21 protein-coding genes and 2 pseudogenes are annotated in these 15,317 nt (G+C 62.4%); 11 read left to right on the top strand and 12 right to left on the bottom strand.

Annotation, left to right across the window (positions count from 1 at the left end; genetic code table 11):
- Position 1 precedes the first annotated feature (1 nt).
- Complete coding sequence (locus tag ACQUST_RS14280; protein WP_435130009.1) at positions 2-1,183, bottom strand: MBL fold metallo-hydrolase; 1,182 nt, start codon at positions 1,181-1,183, stop codon at positions 2-4.
- Between the two features lie 205 nt (positions 1,184-1,388).
- On the opposite strand from ACQUST_RS14280, the gene ACQUST_RS14275 reads away from it, so the two are divergent.
- From ACQUST_RS14275 to ACQUST_RS14250, 6 genes are all read left to right on the top strand, one after another.
- The gene (locus ACQUST_RS14275; RefSeq protein WP_435130007.1) at positions 1,389-1,631 is read left to right on the top strand and encodes a sulfurtransferase TusA family protein; all 243 of its coding nucleotides are present in this window, start codon (positions 1,389-1,391) and stop codon (positions 1,629-1,631) included.
- A gap of 2 nt (positions 1,632-1,633) precedes the next feature.
- Entirely contained in the window at positions 1,634-2,206 is a 573-nt protein-coding gene (locus ACQUST_RS14270; RefSeq protein WP_435130004.1) for a DsrE/DsrF/DrsH-like family protein, read from the top strand.
- 99 nt (positions 2,207-2,305) lie between these two features.
- A complete protein-coding gene (locus ACQUST_RS14265) occupies positions 2,306-2,653 on the top strand; it encodes a rhodanese-like domain-containing protein (protein WP_435130001.1) in 348 nt (115 codons plus the stop codon).
- Positions 2,654-2,757: 104 nt separating this feature from the next.
- Positions 2,758-3,153: a DUF302 domain-containing protein gene (locus ACQUST_RS14260; protein ID WP_435129998.1), complete on the top strand. Its 396-nt coding sequence runs from the start codon at positions 2,758-2,760 to the stop codon at positions 3,151-3,153.
- A gap of 46 nt (positions 3,154-3,199) precedes the next feature.
- Positions 3,200-3,913: a DUF2270 domain-containing protein gene (locus ACQUST_RS14255; protein WP_435129995.1), complete on the top strand. Its 714-nt coding sequence runs from the start codon at positions 3,200-3,202 to the stop codon at positions 3,911-3,913.
- Between the two features lie 52 nt (positions 3,914-3,965).
- Positions 3,966-4,304: a DsrE family protein gene (locus tag ACQUST_RS14250; RefSeq protein WP_435129992.1), complete on the top strand. Its 339-nt coding sequence runs from the start codon at positions 3,966-3,968 to the stop codon at positions 4,302-4,304.
- A gap of 4 nt (positions 4,305-4,308) precedes the next feature.
- Here ACQUST_RS14250 and ACQUST_RS14245 read toward each other — a convergent pair whose 3' ends face one another.
- The 7 genes and pseudogenes from ACQUST_RS14245 to ACQUST_RS14215 all read right to left on the bottom strand — a co-directional run bounded on the left by ACQUST_RS14245 (position 4,309) and on the right by ACQUST_RS14215 (position 9,664).
- Positions 4,309-5,229: a sulfite exporter TauE/SafE family protein gene (locus ACQUST_RS14245; protein WP_435129989.1), complete on the bottom strand. Its 921-nt coding sequence runs from the start codon at positions 5,227-5,229 to the stop codon at positions 4,309-4,311.
- Positions 5,230-5,460: 231 nt separating this feature from the next.
- Positions 5,461-6,470, bottom strand: a pseudogene (locus ACQUST_RS14240) (tyrosine-type recombinase/integrase).
- A gap of 294 nt (positions 6,471-6,764) precedes the next feature.
- Positions 6,765-7,166 (bottom strand): helix-turn-helix domain-containing protein, encoded by a 402-nt coding sequence (locus ACQUST_RS14235; RefSeq protein ID WP_435129987.1) that lies wholly within the window; start codon positions 7,164-7,166, stop codon positions 6,765-6,767.
- A 104-nt stretch (positions 7,167-7,270) separates the two neighbouring features.
- Positions 7,271-7,732: a DUF6691 family protein gene (locus ACQUST_RS14230; protein ID WP_435129984.1), complete on the bottom strand. Its 462-nt coding sequence runs from the start codon at positions 7,730-7,732 to the stop codon at positions 7,271-7,273.
- On the bottom strand, positions 7,729-8,253 hold the full coding sequence (locus ACQUST_RS14225; RefSeq protein WP_435129981.1) for a YeeE/YedE family protein: 525 nt from the start codon (positions 8,251-8,253) through the stop codon (positions 7,729-7,731). The genes ACQUST_RS14230 and ACQUST_RS14225 overlap by 4 nt, the downstream gene beginning before the upstream one ends.
- A 125-nt stretch (positions 8,254-8,378) precedes the next feature.
- The gene (locus tag ACQUST_RS14220; RefSeq protein WP_435129978.1) at positions 8,379-8,948 is read right to left on the bottom strand and encodes a DoxX family membrane protein; all 570 of its coding nucleotides are present in this window, start codon (positions 8,946-8,948) and stop codon (positions 8,379-8,381) included.
- Positions 8,949-9,250: 302 nt separating this feature from the next.
- On the bottom strand, positions 9,251-9,664 hold the full coding sequence (locus tag ACQUST_RS14215; RefSeq protein WP_435129975.1) for a helix-turn-helix domain-containing protein: 414 nt from the start codon (positions 9,662-9,664) through the stop codon (positions 9,251-9,253).
- A 238-nt stretch (positions 9,665-9,902) separates the two neighbouring features.
- On the opposite strand from ACQUST_RS14215, the gene ACQUST_RS14210 reads away from it, so the two are divergent.
- Positions 9,903-10,040, top strand: coding sequence for a DUF7560 family zinc ribbon protein (locus ACQUST_RS14210; protein WP_435129972.1), 138 nt, complete (start codon positions 9,903-9,905; stop codon positions 10,038-10,040).
- Between the two features lie 65 nt (positions 10,041-10,105).
- On the opposite strand, the gene ACQUST_RS14205 is transcribed toward ACQUST_RS14210, so the two are convergent.
- Together ACQUST_RS14205 and ACQUST_RS14200 are read right to left on the bottom strand one after the other, a co-directional pair.
- Positions 10,106-10,594 (bottom strand): pyridoxamine 5'-phosphate oxidase family protein, encoded by a 489-nt coding sequence (locus tag ACQUST_RS14205; protein ID WP_435129969.1) that lies wholly within the window; start codon positions 10,592-10,594, stop codon positions 10,106-10,108.
- A 58-nt stretch (positions 10,595-10,652) separates the two neighbouring features.
- Positions 10,653-11,369 (bottom strand): helix-turn-helix domain-containing protein, encoded by a 717-nt coding sequence (locus ACQUST_RS14200; protein WP_435129966.1) that lies wholly within the window; start codon positions 11,367-11,369, stop codon positions 10,653-10,655.
- Positions 11,370-11,523: 154 nt separating this feature from the next.
- Between ACQUST_RS14200 and ACQUST_RS14195 the strand changes: the two genes are divergently transcribed.
- The 3 genes from ACQUST_RS14195 to ACQUST_RS14185 all read left to right on the top strand — a co-directional run bounded on the left by ACQUST_RS14195 (position 11,524) and on the right by ACQUST_RS14185 (position 12,752).
- Positions 11,524-11,667, top strand: a complete 144-nt coding sequence (locus tag ACQUST_RS14195; RefSeq protein ID WP_435129963.1) for a DUF7560 family zinc ribbon protein — start codon at positions 11,524-11,526, stop codon at positions 11,665-11,667.
- A 133-nt stretch (positions 11,668-11,800) separates the two neighbouring features.
- Positions 11,801-12,211 carry a helix-turn-helix domain-containing protein gene (locus tag ACQUST_RS14190; RefSeq protein ID WP_435129960.1) on the top strand — a complete coding sequence of 137 codons (411 nt, stop codon included), beginning with the start codon at positions 11,801-11,803 and terminating at the stop codon, positions 12,209-12,211.
- 73 nt (positions 12,212-12,284) lie between these two features.
- Positions 12,285-12,752 carry a TRAM domain-containing protein gene (locus ACQUST_RS14185; protein WP_435129957.1) on the top strand — a complete coding sequence of 156 codons (468 nt, stop codon included), beginning with the start codon at positions 12,285-12,287 and terminating at the stop codon, positions 12,750-12,752.
- A gap of 71 nt (positions 12,753-12,823) precedes the next feature.
- Here the strand turns inward: ACQUST_RS14185 and ACQUST_RS14180 are convergent, their stop codons facing one another.
- On the bottom strand, positions 12,824-14,125 hold the full coding sequence (locus ACQUST_RS14180; protein ID WP_435129954.1) for an MFS transporter: 1,302 nt from the start codon (positions 14,123-14,125) through the stop codon (positions 12,824-12,826).
- A gap of 302 nt (positions 14,126-14,427) precedes the next feature.
- Here ACQUST_RS14180 and ACQUST_RS14175 point away from each other — a divergent pair, with 302 nt between their 5' ends.
- A complete protein-coding gene (locus tag ACQUST_RS14175) occupies positions 14,428-15,096 on the top strand; it encodes an AIM24 family protein (protein ID WP_435129951.1) in 669 nt (222 codons plus the stop codon).
- Between the two features lie 124 nt (positions 15,097-15,220).
- Here the strand turns inward: ACQUST_RS14175 and ACQUST_RS14170 are convergent.
- Positions 15,221-15,317: pseudogene (locus ACQUST_RS14170) on the bottom strand (methylglyoxal synthase); the annotation flags it as partial.

Here is a 15,317-nt window from a genome sequence, read left to right as displayed (position 1 = left end):
GTTAGTTCGTCAGCGCCTCTTCGCTCGCAGCACAGTTGTTCGGACCCAGTTCGAGTTCGAACGCCTCTTCGTCATCAGGAGTCTGCTGGCCGAGGTTCGTCGCGATGATGTCCTCGTAGTTCGCCGGCTGCGGCGGCATGTCGGCGACGATGAATTCGACGAACTCGTCTTCGTCCATGTTGAGTGCCTCCATCCGCTCAACCAGGTTCCCTAGTTCCGCCGTATATGTTCCATCGTCGTTCGAGGTCGCCGAGTCGCTGAAGTGAGCGGGCGCGACGATCGTATCCTCGGGAAGCGTCAGGACTTGCTCTTGGAGACTTTTGTACAGCGTCCGAGCTGCATCCTTCGCAGCCTCAGGGTCCTCGAGGTCCGGGCGAGCCACACTCTCCGTGAAGAGACCGTCGCCCGTGAACAGGACGTTACCAACTTTGTACGCAGTCATTCCGCTCGTGTGGCCGGGCGTCGAGATGACCTCAATTTCCGTGTTGCCGAGGGAGAGCGTGTCACTGTCCGTGACAGTCTCGTAGGGTTGGTCGTACTCAACGCCGCGCTCGACGGCCGCCTCAGGAAGCACGGCGGTCGCGGCGGTCTCGTCGGCGAGGTCGCGGACACCGGAGATGTGGTCGGCGTGGATGTGCGTATCGAGCGCGTACACGAGGTCGGCACCGAGGACGCGTGCGTCCTGCTCGTATTCGTCGGTGAATGCCCGAAGTGGGTCAATAACGGCTGCCTCGCCGTCCGAAGCGACGAGGTAGGCAAGACAGCCACTGGACGGCCGCCGGTACTGGGCGATTGTGGCGTCGCCATCCACGTCGAACTCCTGATACTCGTAGATGCGCGCCCAGCCCTTCATGCCACGTGCGAGGTGATCTACGTTGTAGCCGTCCTCGTCGATATTTTCGGCGACGAGTTCACTCGATCCGCCCTTCGCGCAGAGAACCGTAATGCGCTGGTCGTTAGGGAGTTCAACATGAAGGTCCTCGGGAATACCGTCGAGCAACTGGAAGTACGGGTAATTCACGATCTCGACGTTTTCGCCGTCTATGTGCCACTCTTCGAAGTCACTCTCCGAACGCGCGTCGAGGATGAATACCTCCTCGCCGCTGTCGATGCGCTCCTTAAGTTCGATTGGCGTCGTTGATGCGACCGTTTCGTCCGAGTCGGACTCTTCCTTTTCGGTCATCGTCATCCTCACCTACCTACTGCTCACAAATAAGGCTTTGTATAGTAGTGCATCTACCATACAACACTATTGGCGGTAGAATCGCCTTTTAACCGTGAATAGGGCAAAATTCTTAATAACTCGCGTGTGGATATTGCTGTATCTATGAACTACTACCGACACGCTTTTCTAATGCCACCCAATATTGGGTAGTGAAGTCAATACCATGACGCAGTACGAAGCCACCGAGACTCTCGACGTAAAGGGCGAGAACTGTCCGATGCCGGTCGTCAAGACGAAGCAGAGTATCGACCAGCTCGCTGAAGGCGAGATCCTCGAGGTCCTTGCGACTGATCCCGGTAGCATGAGCGACCTGGGCGGCTGGGCCGACACGACCGACGGTGTCGAACTGGTCGATCAGCAGGAAGGCGAGGACGTGTACACGCACTACGTGCGCAAGACCGAGTGACGATGAGTACAGACACCCCTGACACGTCATCCGACGACGCACCATCGCGGGCGGAACTGGCCGCGCGTGTTGACGAACTCGAAAACGCGCTCGCCGAGGCCACTGCCGAGGACGACAGCAAGAAGATGAGCATCATCGCCACGAAGGGCACGCTCGACATGGCGTACCCGCCGCTCATCCTCGCGAGCACGGCCGCCGCGTTCGGATACGAGGTTACCGTCTTCCACACGTTCTGGGGGCTCGACATCCTCCACGAGGAACGCTCGAAGAACCTACAGCTGAGTTCGGTCGGCAACCCTAACATGCCGGTTCCGAATGCCGTCGCTGCGCTCCCTGGGATGGACCGCGTGACGACGAAGATGATGGAGAAGAGGATCGAGGACAACGACACGGCTACGATCGAGGAACTGATCGACACGTCGCTCGAGATGGGTGTCGAGTTCCAAGCGTGTCAGATGACCATCGACCTCATGGACTACGACGAGGACGACTTCTACGACGGCGTCACGACAGGTGTCGGTGCCGCAACGGCTATCCAGGATATGGCCGACGCCGACATCCAGCTCCTCATCTAATTCTGAAGTTTCTTCGGTTCCGGTCGTAGGCACAGGGAAGCGTATGGTCGAGCCCCATGCGTGAGGTTTATGAATTGGTATTGTATAGCATTGCTTGTATTGTCCAATACTACAATCTCTCCGGAAGAAGTGAAGTCCCGCCCTAACGACGTGTTCATCCTTGACATTCGGCCAGCATACAGCTTCGATGAAGAACACATCGATGGGAGTTACAATCTCCCGGTTTACGATCAACTCAAAGGAAAGAACTTCATTGGTCTGGACGTCTCAGCAGCAGAGATGCCTGATGACCAGGAGATCGCCGTGGTCTGTTTCAGTGGGTCAACTGCCGTGATTGCTGCGGCCCGACTCCGTGAACACGGCTTCGATGCAAAGCGAATGATCGGAGGAATCAACGGCTGGCAATCTGAGACCACTGGTACTATCCAGACCGCTCAAGCGGCCTGAAGCGGTGACTATACATGCCTCATCGAGCCGATTCGCAGTAACTGTCTTTTCTCCGTTACCGGTCAGGCGCAATACCTATTAGCAAGGTAGTTATATTGGATAGTATGTCCTATACTCTGGACAAGCGCGTTGATGGCGAGTTCGATGAGGTAATCGATCAGACGACGAATGCACTGTCCGAGGAGGGGTTCGGGATTCTCTGTGACATCGACGTCCAACAGACACTCAAGAAGAAACTGGACGAGGAGTTTCGACAGTACCGAATCCTCGGTGCGTGCAACCCGCCGCTTGCGCATCAAGCCCTCGAAGAAGAACTACAGTTGGGGACGCTTCTCCCCTGTAACGTCGTCGTGTACGAGACTGACGATGGTGAAATCGGCGTGAGTGCAGTCGATCCTGAAGTTATGCTTTCCGTGGTCGATAACCCTGATCTGGACTCGATCGCCGCAGACGTGCGGAAGCGGTTTGAACGCGTCCTCGACGAACTGCCGGGAGCCTAGCTACACTACAGACGGACAGTAATATGCTCACTTCTACTTGCTATCGATGACTGGACCCGCCTCGAAAGATGTAGACCCGACTGACCCCGAGTATCGAGACGTTGGTGAAGGATTACTGGACGAAGAGATGGGCCCCAGTTCCGCAATGGCGCACCTGTATCGGGGCGAGATCCATCGGATGAAACTCTGGCGGGAGCGCCTCGACCGGACGACAAACTGGGCCGTTATTGTCATGGCTGCGATTATCACGTGGGCGTTCTCTAGCCCGAACAACCCTCACTACATCCTCCTTATTGGAGTGGCGACGCTCTCAGTCTTCCTTGTGATTGAGGCGCGTCGCTATCGTGGGTACGAAATCTGGCGCACGCGAGTTCGGATACTCCAAGAGAACGTCTGGGCGTACGGACTCGATCCATCAGCTGGCGTCGTTGATCCAGACTGGCGAAAAAAGCTCAGCGAAGACTATCGAGCGCCGACCATCAAAATCAGCGCTGAAGAGGCAATCGCTCACCGTCTTCGGCGGGTGTACCTGCCACTGTTTGGGATACTGCTTGCTGCATGGCTCGTCCGAATTACAGCATTCTCTCCCGAGCCGTGGGTAGAGAGTGCAGCAATCGGCATGATTGCAGGTACCTTGGTTCTCGTGATTGTCGGACTCTTCTATCTCAGCACGATTATCATTGCGTGTCGGCCGCGGACGTGGCACGCAAAAGGCGAACTTCGAGCCGAGGATCTCCGGGAACAGCGACGCAAGAAGTGATTTCGTCGCACAAAAGCAATGTTTTGAAGATGGCTTCACGATACTAACCGGGATGAAAGCCGTCTTTCACCACTCGAACGACGATCCAGAACTTCACGCTCGTGTCGTCGGGAACATCGCGAATCTGTTGGATGACGAAACCATCGACATCGAAGCCGTCGCACTTGTCGCGAATAGCGGCGGGCTGGAACTCCTGAAAGCTACGTCCCAGCAGCGCGAACAGATCATGGACTTGATCGACCGTGGTGTGACAGCCAAGCAATGCAGCAATACAATCGAAGGCACCGACGTTTCAGAAGATGACCTCATCGAAGGCGTCGAACTCGTATCATCGGGCGTCGGCGAGTTAACACGTCTCCAGAACGAGGGATACGCGTATATCAACCCCTAACGCGCTAGAAAAGCTTCGGGATCGTATTCCGAAAGATGTTGAGCGAGATAACGAACAGCAGGCTGATGACGAACCAATTGAATTTCTGCTCGTCGACCTCGAGCCGCCGCAGATAGGTTCCGATGAGTAGGCCGATAATCGTGATGACTGCAATAACTGATCCAAGCCAAAGTCGGTAGGTCGTCATGAGATCAGTGAAAAGCGTCATCTGAAGAATGCGGACCGTGAAGATAATTCCTAGAACCATAGAGAGCCCGCCGATATAGCGCTCGGTGTCACGCTCAAACGTATGGAAATACGCCGGGAGTAGTGGACCAAGGTTGGATGCTGCGAGCAAGAATCCCTCGAGGAAGCCAGCGGTACTGAGTGCGATTGGGTGGTGTGCTTCTTCGATTGTCACAAAGTTCTGAACAACTTGGAACACGACGTATGCGAGGATAATCACCCCAATAAGGAACGGGACAATCGGTCCAGCGGTGTACTGTGCAAGGAAATAGACGCCAGTGATTGACCCGACGATTGCCAGCAGGATGAGAATCCATTCCTCCCGGATGAACGAGATCCCGGTCTTGGTCTCGCCAATCTGGAACATATTGATCATCCAAGGCGGGATTGCGAGAACAACCACCGCGAGCGTCGGGTCAATGACAGACGCGAAGATGGGCGTCGTAACGAGTGCGTACCCGAAGCCTATCATCCCCTTCACGACCCCGGCGACAATCGCGACGATAGCGAATAACAGAAACAGTTCTGTCGAAATGTTCGACTGCACACCCTTCGTTACGTTCTGCAATCCGGGGAAAAAGACAATCGTGCTCGTAAGAACTGCAAGCGTCGCGAGCACCATTGTCACTTCTCGATACCGAAATTGAAGTAGATGCTCGATGAACTGTCGAGGATTAACTCTGGATTTACGTGTACTCATGATAGAGCGGTCTACTAATAGATCACAATAACTGAACGCGTAATCCAATGTCCTCTTCGGCAATGGACTCATACACGTATGACGACTCGATGAGCGCAATTTCCGCAATTTCCCCAGTTGGAACGTGATACGTGCGGTATTTGTAGAACTCCTACACGTCACATATAGAAGAAAATATTGCCACCCCCCAAATGCAAGATTTATCTAAGATGGATAATGGAGACAGAGGAACTACAAGTCCTCGAGGTAGTCTCTCCGCAGTTCCATCCGCTCACGTTCTGTCCGCCGATCGTAGTGTGTATCAATCACTTCCTGACTGACGTTCGCTCTGTCGCTGACGACCTTGTCGGGCATATCGTTGTTCAGACTGTGTGTGATACTTCCGCGACGGATAGCGTGAGGACTTACCGACGACGGACACTTCGAGAGATGGTCGCGGTCTGTCGCCTTGCAACTATCCGGGTCACGGTTGTGAGGACATTCTGCACCTATCGGCAGGGTTGGGTCCACTGGTAGACGTAGACCCGAAGCGTCGACTTACAGGGCCGACCCTGAGCAGTCGTCAATAGTGCTTTACGGCCATATTCGTCCGTGACGTCGCGACGCTGAGTTTCGATCCAGTCATCAAGGAGGTCACAGATGTCGTCGGAGAGAGCGACCAGCCGTTCGCCGTCCCCTTGGTTCTTGATCGGTGTTCCTGTCTCGGGCCGATGCCGTACTTCGACGTACTGTTCGTCCGGGTGATAATCGTCAAGGTCGAGTGCGTGAACGCCACCGATACGCATCATCGTGTGCCACATAAGCGCAATCGTGACGTGTTCGATCGACGCGTAGTGGTACTTCTCGAGTTGGGCGAGAACGTCGGTGGCACGATCATCGTCCAGCATCACGTCGCGAGAATTTTGCTCGGGCGTGATGTTCGGCGAGAGGACTTTCTCACTGAGGTCTTGCTCGACACCGTCGACGGTTTCGAGCCAGCGGATGAACACGCGAAGGGTGTCCATCTGGGTTTTCTCCGAGACCGGCGAGAGATCGCCCTCGTCGCGTCTCCAGACGCGGTAGCGCTGGAGTTGACGCCCACTGAGATTGTTGAGGTTCTCAATGTCCTGCTGGTCGCACCAGCGGATGAAGTGGCCGAGGCGGTACTTGTGGGCTTTGAGCGATGCGTCGGCGAGTTCGTTGTCCTTGTCCGCGAGGTAGAGTTCCAACGCGGTGTCGGGTTCGATTGGTTCCAGACTCATGGTTCGAGGTGGCGAACCTGAACCTAACAGGAACCTTACACAGGCTGCGTCTCACGCGGGAGAAACCGCGAGAGGGCGGACCTTTCGATGCTCGATAGGAAGCCTGCAGCGCCCATTCTCTCACGGCGTCATTCGACGATAACCCCGAGTCCTCGGTAGCGACCCGCTTGCTGCCATATTCGGCGCTTCCGGTCAAGATTCTCCGTGCGTGAAGCTCGGTTTGTTCCTGCGAGCGAACTCTACGACCCGGCTACGGGAGCGTGTTTCCTGCACCCTGCGGTTCAGGCGACTGATTCAGGACTCGGCGGCGGTCGGTTCGGGCTCGTCGGCGTACTTCTCGCTGAACTCCCCGATGAGCTGCCCCATCTGGGCGTACCAGTCGTTGAGGGTGCGCTGCATCTCCTGGGCGATCTCCTCGGCGCCGCGCGGCCGGTAGACGTGGTAGTAGCCGCCCTGCTCGTAGTTCACCTGCTCTTTCTGCAGGAATCCGGCCTGCAGCAGCCGCTGCACCGCCCGGTAGGCGGTCGAGCGTTCGCGGTCTATCTGCTCGGCGATTTCGTCGACCGTGAGCGGCTCGTCGCGGTCGTTCAGCAGCCGGAACACCTCCTTGTCGATCTCTTTCAGGCCGTGGAAACACTCCAGCAGCCCTTCACACTCCATGTCCCGCCGGAGCATCTCGCTCATCGAGTCAGCCATCGTTGCCGAGAGTTAGCCGTACGCCGGCAAAAGTGTTTGCACAGAAACCACAATACTGGGGTGTTGGGAGCCGTATCGAGACGCGGCCCGGCTCCGGAGCCGGCTCAGTTCGCGGACGCGTCGCCCGCGGCGTCGCCGCCGAGCGACCGCGCGTACCCGTGGACGTACGCGCCGAGGAACATCCCGGCGATGGCCCAGAGGATGGGGAGGTTCCCGATGCCGACGCTGGCGTACGCGGCGCCGGGGCAGATGCCGGAGACGCCCCAACCGACCCCGAAGACGACGCCGCCGGCGACGACGTTCCGGTCGAACTCCTTGAGCCGCCGCGTGTACGGCCGCCCGGTCAGCGGCGCGCGGTCGAGGTAGCGCGTCCCGACGGCGAACGTGACGCCGGTGACGACGGCCGCGCCGCCCATCACGAACAGGAGGCCGAAGTCGTCGAACTGCAGGAAGTCGAGGACGACCTCCGGGCGAGCCATGCCGCTAATCGCGAGCCCGAACCCGAAGACGAGCCCGCCGAGGTAGATGGCGGGCAGCACCAGCGGACTGGACCGGTCGTCGCTCACGGCGCCACCCCGAGCGCGGCGACGAGCTGCGCCGTCCCGATGGCGACCGCGAGGAACGTCGCGACGTTCACCAGCGACGTGTTCGACAGCGACCCGACGCCGCAGACCCCGTGGCCCGACGTACAGCCCTTCCCGAGCCGGGTGCCGATGCCGACGAGGACGCCGCCGCCGAGCAGCCGCCACCACTGGACGTCGGTTGTCCAGACGCCCGGGTCGAGTACGAGCCCGTAGACGGCGGCGCCGCTCACGATGCCGACGGTGAACACGAGCCGCCAGTCGCGCGACCGGACGTAGGACGCGCGGTTGAACCGCGGGACGTCCGAGACGTACGACAGCGTCGATTCGAGGAACGTGCTCGCGCCGGCGATGATGCCGGTGGTGAGGTAGATGATGGCCGCGCCCAGCCCCACGAGCAGGCCGCCGAGCAGGTACGGCACGACGCCGCGCGGGAAGTACGGTTCGAGCCCGAGCGCCGCGGTGAGGCCGGCTGCAGCGGCGATACTGGCTGATTTCAGGTTCATGGGTGGTGTGAGAACGACTGGCCGACCGCTGGTTTCCGGAGTGTTCGGTGGTCAGCGGTAAAATACCGGTGGCCGGCGAACGCCGGCGGCCGGCGGTAGCACCCCCGGAACGGGTGAACCTGGAGTCACCCGAGGACGTATTCGAGCGCCGGGTACTTCTCGACGAGCCGCTCGCCGCCGACGCGGTAGTTCTCGACGTACTGGTCGAGCCCGAGGATGCGGCCGGCCGCGAACGCCGCGACGGCGAGGAACACGAGCATGTACGCGAAGTCGCCGTTGATGAGGCCGTGCTCGATCTCCCAGTTCCCGAAGTAGAACAGGAGCATCATGAGCGCGCCGAAGAACGCGGCGAGCCGGGTCATGAGTCCGACGAGCAGCCCGAGGCCGATGAGCAGTTCGCCCCACGGGACGGCGACGTTCGCGAACTCGACGAACCACGGCGTCGACCCCATCCACGCGAACAGGTCGGCGAGCGGGTTCCCGTTCGTCGCGGCGACGTTCGCCAGGTAGCCGCCGGCCGAGAACGGCTCGGCCGCCGTCAGCTTCGTGAAGCCCGAGTACGCGAACGCGTAGCCCATCATGAGTCGGAGCGCGAGCACGAACCACGCGCTGAGGCTGTGGACCTTCGCGTGGACCGTGCGGCCGCCGACCTTGCTTTCCAGTTCGTTCACGCCGTTTCCGAGAGTGTTTGCCATGTCTAATACACCTTCAGTTGCACAGACGCGCTATCCTCCCATATAGCGAGCCGCTGATTCTCACCCGGCGGGAAGGAACCGTGCGATAGCGACGCACTGACTCGCGTTCGACACCGTCGCTCCCGGGGACGTGGTAACTCGACGAAAATTGTGTCAATATCGGCGTGTGGCGGCGTCGAAGCGTGCCAGCGTCGAAGCGCGACAGCATGACGGGGCAGCGCAGGTAACCATGTAGAAAAGAACGATTCTCCGAGGAATCGGGAGTCGCAGCGGTCGCGTGTCCGTCGGCCGTGCGGCCGCGGTCAGTTCCGCGCGTTCGGCGCCGGCGACGCGTACGGGTTCGCGGCGGCGCGCTTCGACACCTGCAGTTCGACCGCGCCGTCGGCGTCCAGCGAGATGACGACGTCTTCGAGCAGCCGGACGTACTCGCTCAGGTGCCGGCCCGACCGGCGGATGCGGACGCGTTCGTCGAGCAGGCCCGCGTCGGTGAGCCGTTCGAGTTTCCGGTACGTCGTCGACAGCGGCAGGTCGCACGCGTCAGACACCTCGTTCGCGGACAGCGGCTCGTCGTCGGTCGCGTCGAGGATGTCGCGGCACGCGTCGTCGTCGAGCACGTCGAGCACCTCCTGGACCTCCTCATCGTCGGTGAGCACCAGTTCGCGGGGCTGCTGTTCGGTGCTGTGCTGGCGCGGCGCGGACGTCGGAACCTGGCTCATACTACAGTGAAGGCGGGGACGGGGGACCAATTGACAGCCCCAGTATCCGGGGTAGTTTATATACCTGGGTTCGGGTCGGCGGTCCGAACCGGTGGGAAAAACCGACACCCTGATAGTCCGACGCGTGGTGGAATTCACAAACGGGTCGGTGCGGGTCGCCGCCCGCCTGAACCGCCGTCGGCGACGGAGCCCCGCCGGTCACTGCAGCGCCGAACCCGCCACGACGCAGCCGACACCCATGGACGAATACGAATTCCGCTGCCCCGAATGCGGCCAGCAGATCGAGATCAACAGCCCCATGCGCGAGGCCATCCTGACGAACGGCTGCCCGATCTGCTCGGCGTCCGTCGCCGCGAAGAACTTCTCTCCCTGTTAGGCCGCGACGGACCCGACGTGGCCTCCGTGGCTCCCGCCGGTCGCGACTCGCACGCCGGAGCCGACTCACTCGGCGGAGTCGGGCGGAACCTCGGTTCGGCGGCCGCTCAGATTCTCCGGGACGAACTCGTACAGCTGGATGTTGAGGTCCTCTTTCGACTTCCCCCAGATTTCGAACAGCGGCCGCTTCGCCGCGCCGTACTGCTCGATTTCGTCGACCGTGAGTTCGTCCGGCGAAATTCGTTCGAGCGACCCGGTCGCGACGACGCTCCGGTACGTCCGCGTCTCGTCGGCCTCCTCTTCGCCCCCTTCGCTCGCCTTCTCGTACACGACGAGCCGGGCGGACGGCGAGGAAGCGAGGAACTGCCGCTTTTCGCTCTCCGGCGTCGACACGAGCCGCATGTAAAACGACCGGTTCGCCGAGTCGTAGCCGAACGAAACCGGAATCGCGTACGGGTCGTCCCCGTCGGCGAGGGCGAGAACACCCGTCTCCTTCGCGCCGAGGAACTCGTCGACCTCCGACGCAGTCATCTCGGTCTCCTGGGCGAGTGCCATATCGGTCATCGGACACCCCGGTATGTAAGTGTAAGCAGTTCCGCGCGAGCCTCGCGCGTCAGTCCAGCACGTCCTCGAGGAGCTTCCGCTGTGCGGCCACGAGGTGTTCGGTGAACGTCGACTGCGAGATGCCGAGGTCGGCCGCGATTTCCGTCGCGTTCGCGCCCTTCGGCCGCTCGAAGTACCCCCGCTCGTACGCCGCTTCCAACACCTCCCGCTGCCGGTCGGTGAGCCGGCCGCGGTTCACGAACACGCGCTCCTCCGGGGACCCTTCGAGCGGCGGCTGTAACAGCCGCTGGACGTCAACCGACGGGAACCGGTCGCGGAGTTCGTCCATGACCGCCTGGAGCTGCTGGAAGTCGCTGGCGTGAAAGACGAGCGTCAGGTCGCCGTCCTCGGCGACGTAGCGGTGGACCGGGCAGCCGAACGCCCCGAGACACTCACACGGACACCGGCCGCCGGCGTCGGAGTCGTCACCACCGGCGTCGTCGTAAGCGTCGTCGTCAGCGTCCTCAGCGTCGTCGGCGTCTCCTCCGTCGTGCGTCGTCCGGAACAGGTTCGCGGCGCCGTACGAGAACACCGGTTCGCCGTCGGCGCCGCTGCCATCGACGCTGTCGGTCTCCGCGATGAACTCGGTGACGCTGCACGGCGCGTCCGGGTCCGAGACGCTCGTGGACACCTGCGTAATCGGCGACGCCGTGCGGGTCGAGGCGGCGGCGATGGGGCAGCCGTCCGGGGCAGCGAACGACACCGTCGCGCGGATACCGGACGCCATTCGTACCGGAGTCCAGGCGTCCGGGCGTCTTGAGTCCCGTGGTCTCGACAGAACGGACCATCTCTCGCCGCGCACGCGCGGGTCGCCCGGCGTTCTCACCCCGAGGGAACCTGCGGGACGGCTATATCCGAGAGAGCCGTCCGGTCAACTATCGATGCACCGCCGTGAGCAAACGTTCGTCTGTCCCGACTGCGCGACGTCTATCGCGGTGGACGCCGAAATCCGCGCCGCCCTCGTCGAACACGGCTGCGCCGTCTGCGGCGGCGCCGTCCCGAAAACCGCGTTCACGTCGGCGTGAGTCCGCGGCGCGCTCGGCGGCACGAACTCCGGCGAGGACCCGGACACGGTCGACGGTTCCGTCGGTGTCACTGATAAAGGGCCCCTGATATCGATGGTCAACACTGGTGGGGGTATGGCTCCTCCGTAGGAGTATGAGCCAATCTTCGATGGCGGCGGTCGGTGCGCGCGGCGTGAACGGTGCTGGGACCGGGGCGACGGTCGATTCTGCGGCGGCCGTCCAGGAGTACCTCGACGTGCTCGGCGACCCGGACTGCCGCGCGATTCTCGGCGCGACCGGCGACGAGGCGCTGTCCGCGAGCGAACTCGCCGACGCCTGCGACGTCCCGCTGTCGACGGTGTACCGGAAACTCGACGTGCTCACCGACGCCGACCTGCTCGCCGAGGCGACGCGGCTCCGCCGCTCCGGCAAGCACGTCAGCGAGTACCGCCGCTGCGTCGACGACGTCACGGTGTCCGGCGCCGACGACGGCGGCTTCAAACTCGAACTCGCGTCGAGTCAGCGCACCTCGGGCGGCGCCGCTGCTGCGCTGTCGGGCTGGTGAGCGGACTCCTTTCTGCTCGCACCCCTCGGAACGAATCCGGTATAATTTAGCGATTCGACCCGTAGGGGGGACAATGGTAGATATCTCAGATTCACTTCGACTGCTGTACGAGGCGCCGCTGGAGGCCGACGGTGACCGCTACGTCGTCCCGATTCCGTCCGACCTCGTCGAGAACGGGTCGCTCTCCGACGGGGAGATGTACCGCGTCGCGCTGCTTCCGAGCGCCGCCGAGAAGCCGAACGAGGACGGCGACGCCGACGCCGGCGACGCCGAGGCCGAGCCGGAGCAAGACGACTCGACGGAGCCGCAGCGGTCCGCGCCGCCCCGCCGAACGCAGGACGCGCCGGTGGAGGAGGGCGAGACGCGGTCGGTGACCATCGACACGCTCGGCGACCAGGGCGACGGCATCGCGAAGGTTGAGCGCGGCTTCATCGTCATCGTGCCGGGGACGCAGCCCGGCGACCAGGTCGACGTGGAGATCACGGACGTGAAAGACACCGTCGCGTTCGCCGAACCGGTCAGCGAGCCGACGGTGCGCTGACGACGCGGTGCCGACGCGGCGTCGACGCGGTGCCAACCCCGCATGCTGAAGCCCGTAACTGTCGATTTCCCTCAGTCGTCGCTCGGCTCCGCCCCGGAGTCGGACCGGTCGAGAAAGCCGCTGGTCGTCGCTTCGGCGGCGACGTGCGGCTGGAACACCCACCCGGCCAGCGCGACAATCGGTATCATCGACGCGGCGACGACGGCGTAGCCGACGTGGAGGTTCGGGAGGAGCGGCGCGGCGTACACGAGCGGGTAGACGATGCCGCCGACGGTGCCGACGCCACCGACGACGCCCGCCACGGCGCCGGAGTTGTTCGGGAACATCGCCGGGACCTGCGCGAAGATGGCGCCCTCGGCGAACGCACAGCCCATCCCGACGAGGAAGCCGGCGGCGACGGCCACCAGCACGTCTCCGGAGAGGCCGGCGAGCGTCATCCCGAACATCGCGACGACCACGAACGACAGGGCGACGAACGTCCACTGCTCGCGGTACCGGCCGGTGAACACCGGGAGGATGTCGCGCTCTTCGCGGGCGACCCGGTCGCTGACGTAGCCACCGACGGGGCGCAGCAGCCCCGCCGCGATGGAGAACGTCCCCGCGAACGTGCTCGCGAGCACGAGGCTGTCGGTGCCGAACCCTTCGCGGTAGTACGTGGCGAGCCAGCCGTTCATCGACAGTTCGAGGCCGAACGTCATGACGTACGCGAACGCCAGGACGACGGTGCCGTACCGCGTCGCGGTGTGGAGCCACTCCGAGAGCGTCGCGCCGTCCTTCGTGGCTTGGCGGGTCTGTTCGTCCTTCGCAGCCTCGCCGAACGCGTAGTAGACGACCGCGAGCACGACCGCGACGACGCCGGTGTAGAAGAACGCGGCGCGCCAGTTGGTCGCGAACAGCGGCCCGTCCCAGTTCGTTCCGAACACGCGCGGCAGGACGAGCGCCCCGGCCGCGGCGCCGGCGTTGCCGACGCCGGCGTAGATGCCTTCGGCGAGCCCGAGGTTCTCCTCGTCGAACCACTCCGCGACGTGCTGGATGCCGATGACGAACGTGATGCCGGCGGTCGCGACGATGAGCCGCTCGACGAAGAACACGGTGTACGTCTCGGCGAACGCGCTCGCCATCGAGAACACGCCGACGTACCCCAGGACGATGGCGAACACGGTCGGCGCACCGAACTTGTCCGACAGCCACCCGGTGAGCATCCGGCCGAACGGCGCCAGCCAGATGGCGGCGCTGGAGAGCACGCCGATTTCGGCGAGCGACAGCCCGAACTCCTCGGCCATCGGCCCCGTGAACGGCGCGAACGAGAACCAGATGAGAAACGAGAAGTTGAATCCGACGGTCGCCAGCAGCAGCGTCCGGTACTTCGTCATCCGAATCAGTCCCACGGCGACTCACTCCTGACGAGCCTCACCTGAGACCGCAAATGCGGTTTCTGATTTTCAACGGTATCCTTCTGTTCCTGGGCGGATGCAGCCATTTCTCTGAATTATCTGTTCAGAATGTCCGTAATAAGGGCTCTCCTGGTAGAGATATGGACTCCGGGGTGTCGTTGTGAGAGACCAAGGGTCTCCTGTCGCTCGAAGGTGTACTAGGCGTTCGTCCGTGGCGCAGCTATTTTGGTGATGGTTCGTGACCGGTGCCGTAGAGCCCTCCACGCGGCTCGTGAACCAACATGGAACTCGAAGACTTCGTTCAGCAGAACGCGCCGACCGAAGGCCGCGAACGGTTCGAACTGGAGAACAGCAAACTGCTCGACGTCGACGTCGACGGAACGGTCGTCGCGAAGGCCGGGTCGATGGTCGCGTTCGACGGCGACCTGTCGTTCACCGGGAAGTCGTCCGCCGAGGGCGGCCTCACCGGCTTCCTGAAGGAGAAGGCGACGAGCGAAGGGACGCCGGTGATGCAGATCGAAGGGCAGGGATCGGTGTACCTCGCCGACCAGGAGAAGCGCATCCAGTTACTGTCGCTCGACGCCGACGAGGCCATCTCCGTGAACGGGACGGACGTCCTCGCGTTCGAGGACAGCGTCTCGTACGAAATCGGCACCATCGGGAGCCTCGGCGGCGCCTCGGCGGCCGGGCTGACGAACGTGTTCCTCTCCGGCCCCGGAACCGCCGCCATCACCACCCACGGCGACCCGCTCGTGTTGACGCCGCCGGTCAGGACGGACCCGAACGCGACCGTCGCCTGGAGCGAGAACCTCTCGCCGAACATCGAGACGAACAGCAGCCTCAGCGACCTCGTCGGGCAGTCCTCGAACGAGCGCTACCAGTTGACGTTCGACGGCGACGACGGGTTCGTCGTGGTGCAGCCGTACGAGGAACTTCCGAACCAGCCCTGACGACGGCGACAACGGCGGCCGCAGACCGATTCACGATTTTCGGATAATCAGTCTCCGCCCCGCCCCGCCCCGCCCGGCCCTTCGTCCGGGCCGACTGCCGGACGCTGAACGGAACCCGGGGCGGCTAGTTGTCCCGGACCGCGAGTCCGTCGAGCAGGAACTCCGCGCTCATCCGCGTCGTCGCCATCGGCGTGTCGTGGACGTCGCAGATGCGGAGCAGC

Source organism: Halobaculum sp. D14, from assembly GCF_051195135.1.
Classification (GTDB): domain Archaea; phylum Halobacteriota; class Halobacteria; order Halobacteriales; family Haloferacaceae; genus JBNTKA01.
The sequence above is the reverse complement of the archived record's forward strand: the minus strand, read 5'-3'. Positions and strand labels throughout refer to the sequence as shown.

Excerpts from the sequence above, each read along its gene's own strand:
- ACQUST_RS14200 (WP_435129966.1), bottom strand. The coding sequence starts at position 11,369 with ATGGCGTCCGGTATCCGCGCGACGGTGTCGTTCGCTGCCCCGGACGGC.
- ACQUST_RS14275 (WP_435130007.1), top strand. The coding sequence starts at position 1,389 with ATGACGCAGTACGAAGCCACCGAGACTCTCGACGTAAAGGGCGAGAAC.
- ACQUST_RS14185 (WP_435129957.1), top strand. The coding sequence starts at position 12,285 with ATGGTAGATATCTCAGATTCACTTCGACTGCTGTACGAGGCGCCGCTG.
- ACQUST_RS14215 (WP_435129975.1), bottom strand. The coding sequence starts at position 9,664 with ATGAGCCAGGTTCCGACGTCCGCGCCGCGCCAGCACAGCACCGAACAG.
- ACQUST_RS14255 (WP_435129995.1), top strand. The coding sequence starts at position 3,200 with ATGACTGGACCCGCCTCGAAAGATGTAGACCCGACTGACCCCGAGTAT.
- ACQUST_RS14245 (WP_435129989.1), bottom strand. The coding sequence starts at position 5,229 with ATGAGTACACGTAAATCCAGAGTTAATCCTCGACAGTTCATCGAGCAT.
- ACQUST_RS14220 (WP_435129978.1), bottom strand. The coding sequence starts at position 8,948 with ATGGCAAACACTCTCGGAAACGGCGTGAACGAACTGGAAAGCAAGGTC.
- ACQUST_RS14175 (WP_435129951.1), top strand. The coding sequence starts at position 14,428 with ATGGAACTCGAAGACTTCGTTCAGCAGAACGCGCCGACCGAAGGCCGC.
- ACQUST_RS14270 (WP_435130004.1), top strand. The coding sequence starts at position 1,634 with ATGAGTACAGACACCCCTGACACGTCATCCGACGACGCACCATCGCGG.
- ACQUST_RS14190 (WP_435129960.1), top strand. The coding sequence starts at position 11,801 with ATGAGCCAATCTTCGATGGCGGCGGTCGGTGCGCGCGGCGTGAACGGT.
- ACQUST_RS14280 (WP_435130009.1), bottom strand. The coding sequence starts at position 1,183 with ATGACCGAAAAGGAAGAGTCCGACTCGGACGAAACGGTCGCATCAACG.
- ACQUST_RS14250 (WP_435129992.1), top strand. The coding sequence starts at position 3,966 with ATGAAAGCCGTCTTTCACCACTCGAACGACGATCCAGAACTTCACGCT.
- ACQUST_RS14210 (WP_435129972.1), top strand. The coding sequence starts at position 9,903 with ATGGACGAATACGAATTCCGCTGCCCCGAATGCGGCCAGCAGATCGAG.
- ACQUST_RS14205 (WP_435129969.1), bottom strand. The coding sequence starts at position 10,594 with ATGGCACTCGCCCAGGAGACCGAGATGACTGCGTCGGAGGTCGACGAG.
- ACQUST_RS14260 (WP_435129998.1), top strand. The coding sequence starts at position 2,758 with ATGTCCTATACTCTGGACAAGCGCGTTGATGGCGAGTTCGATGAGGTA.
- ACQUST_RS14235 (WP_435129987.1), bottom strand. The coding sequence starts at position 7,166 with ATGGCTGACTCGATGAGCGAGATGCTCCGGCGGGACATGGAGTGTGAA.
- ACQUST_RS14225 (WP_435129981.1), bottom strand. The coding sequence starts at position 8,253 with ATGAACCTGAAATCAGCCAGTATCGCCGCTGCAGCCGGCCTCACCGCG.
- ACQUST_RS14180 (WP_435129954.1), bottom strand. The coding sequence starts at position 14,125 with ATGACGAAGTACCGGACGCTGCTGCTGGCGACCGTCGGATTCAACTTC.
- ACQUST_RS14195 (WP_435129963.1), top strand. The coding sequence starts at position 11,524 with ATGCACCGCCGTGAGCAAACGTTCGTCTGTCCCGACTGCGCGACGTCT.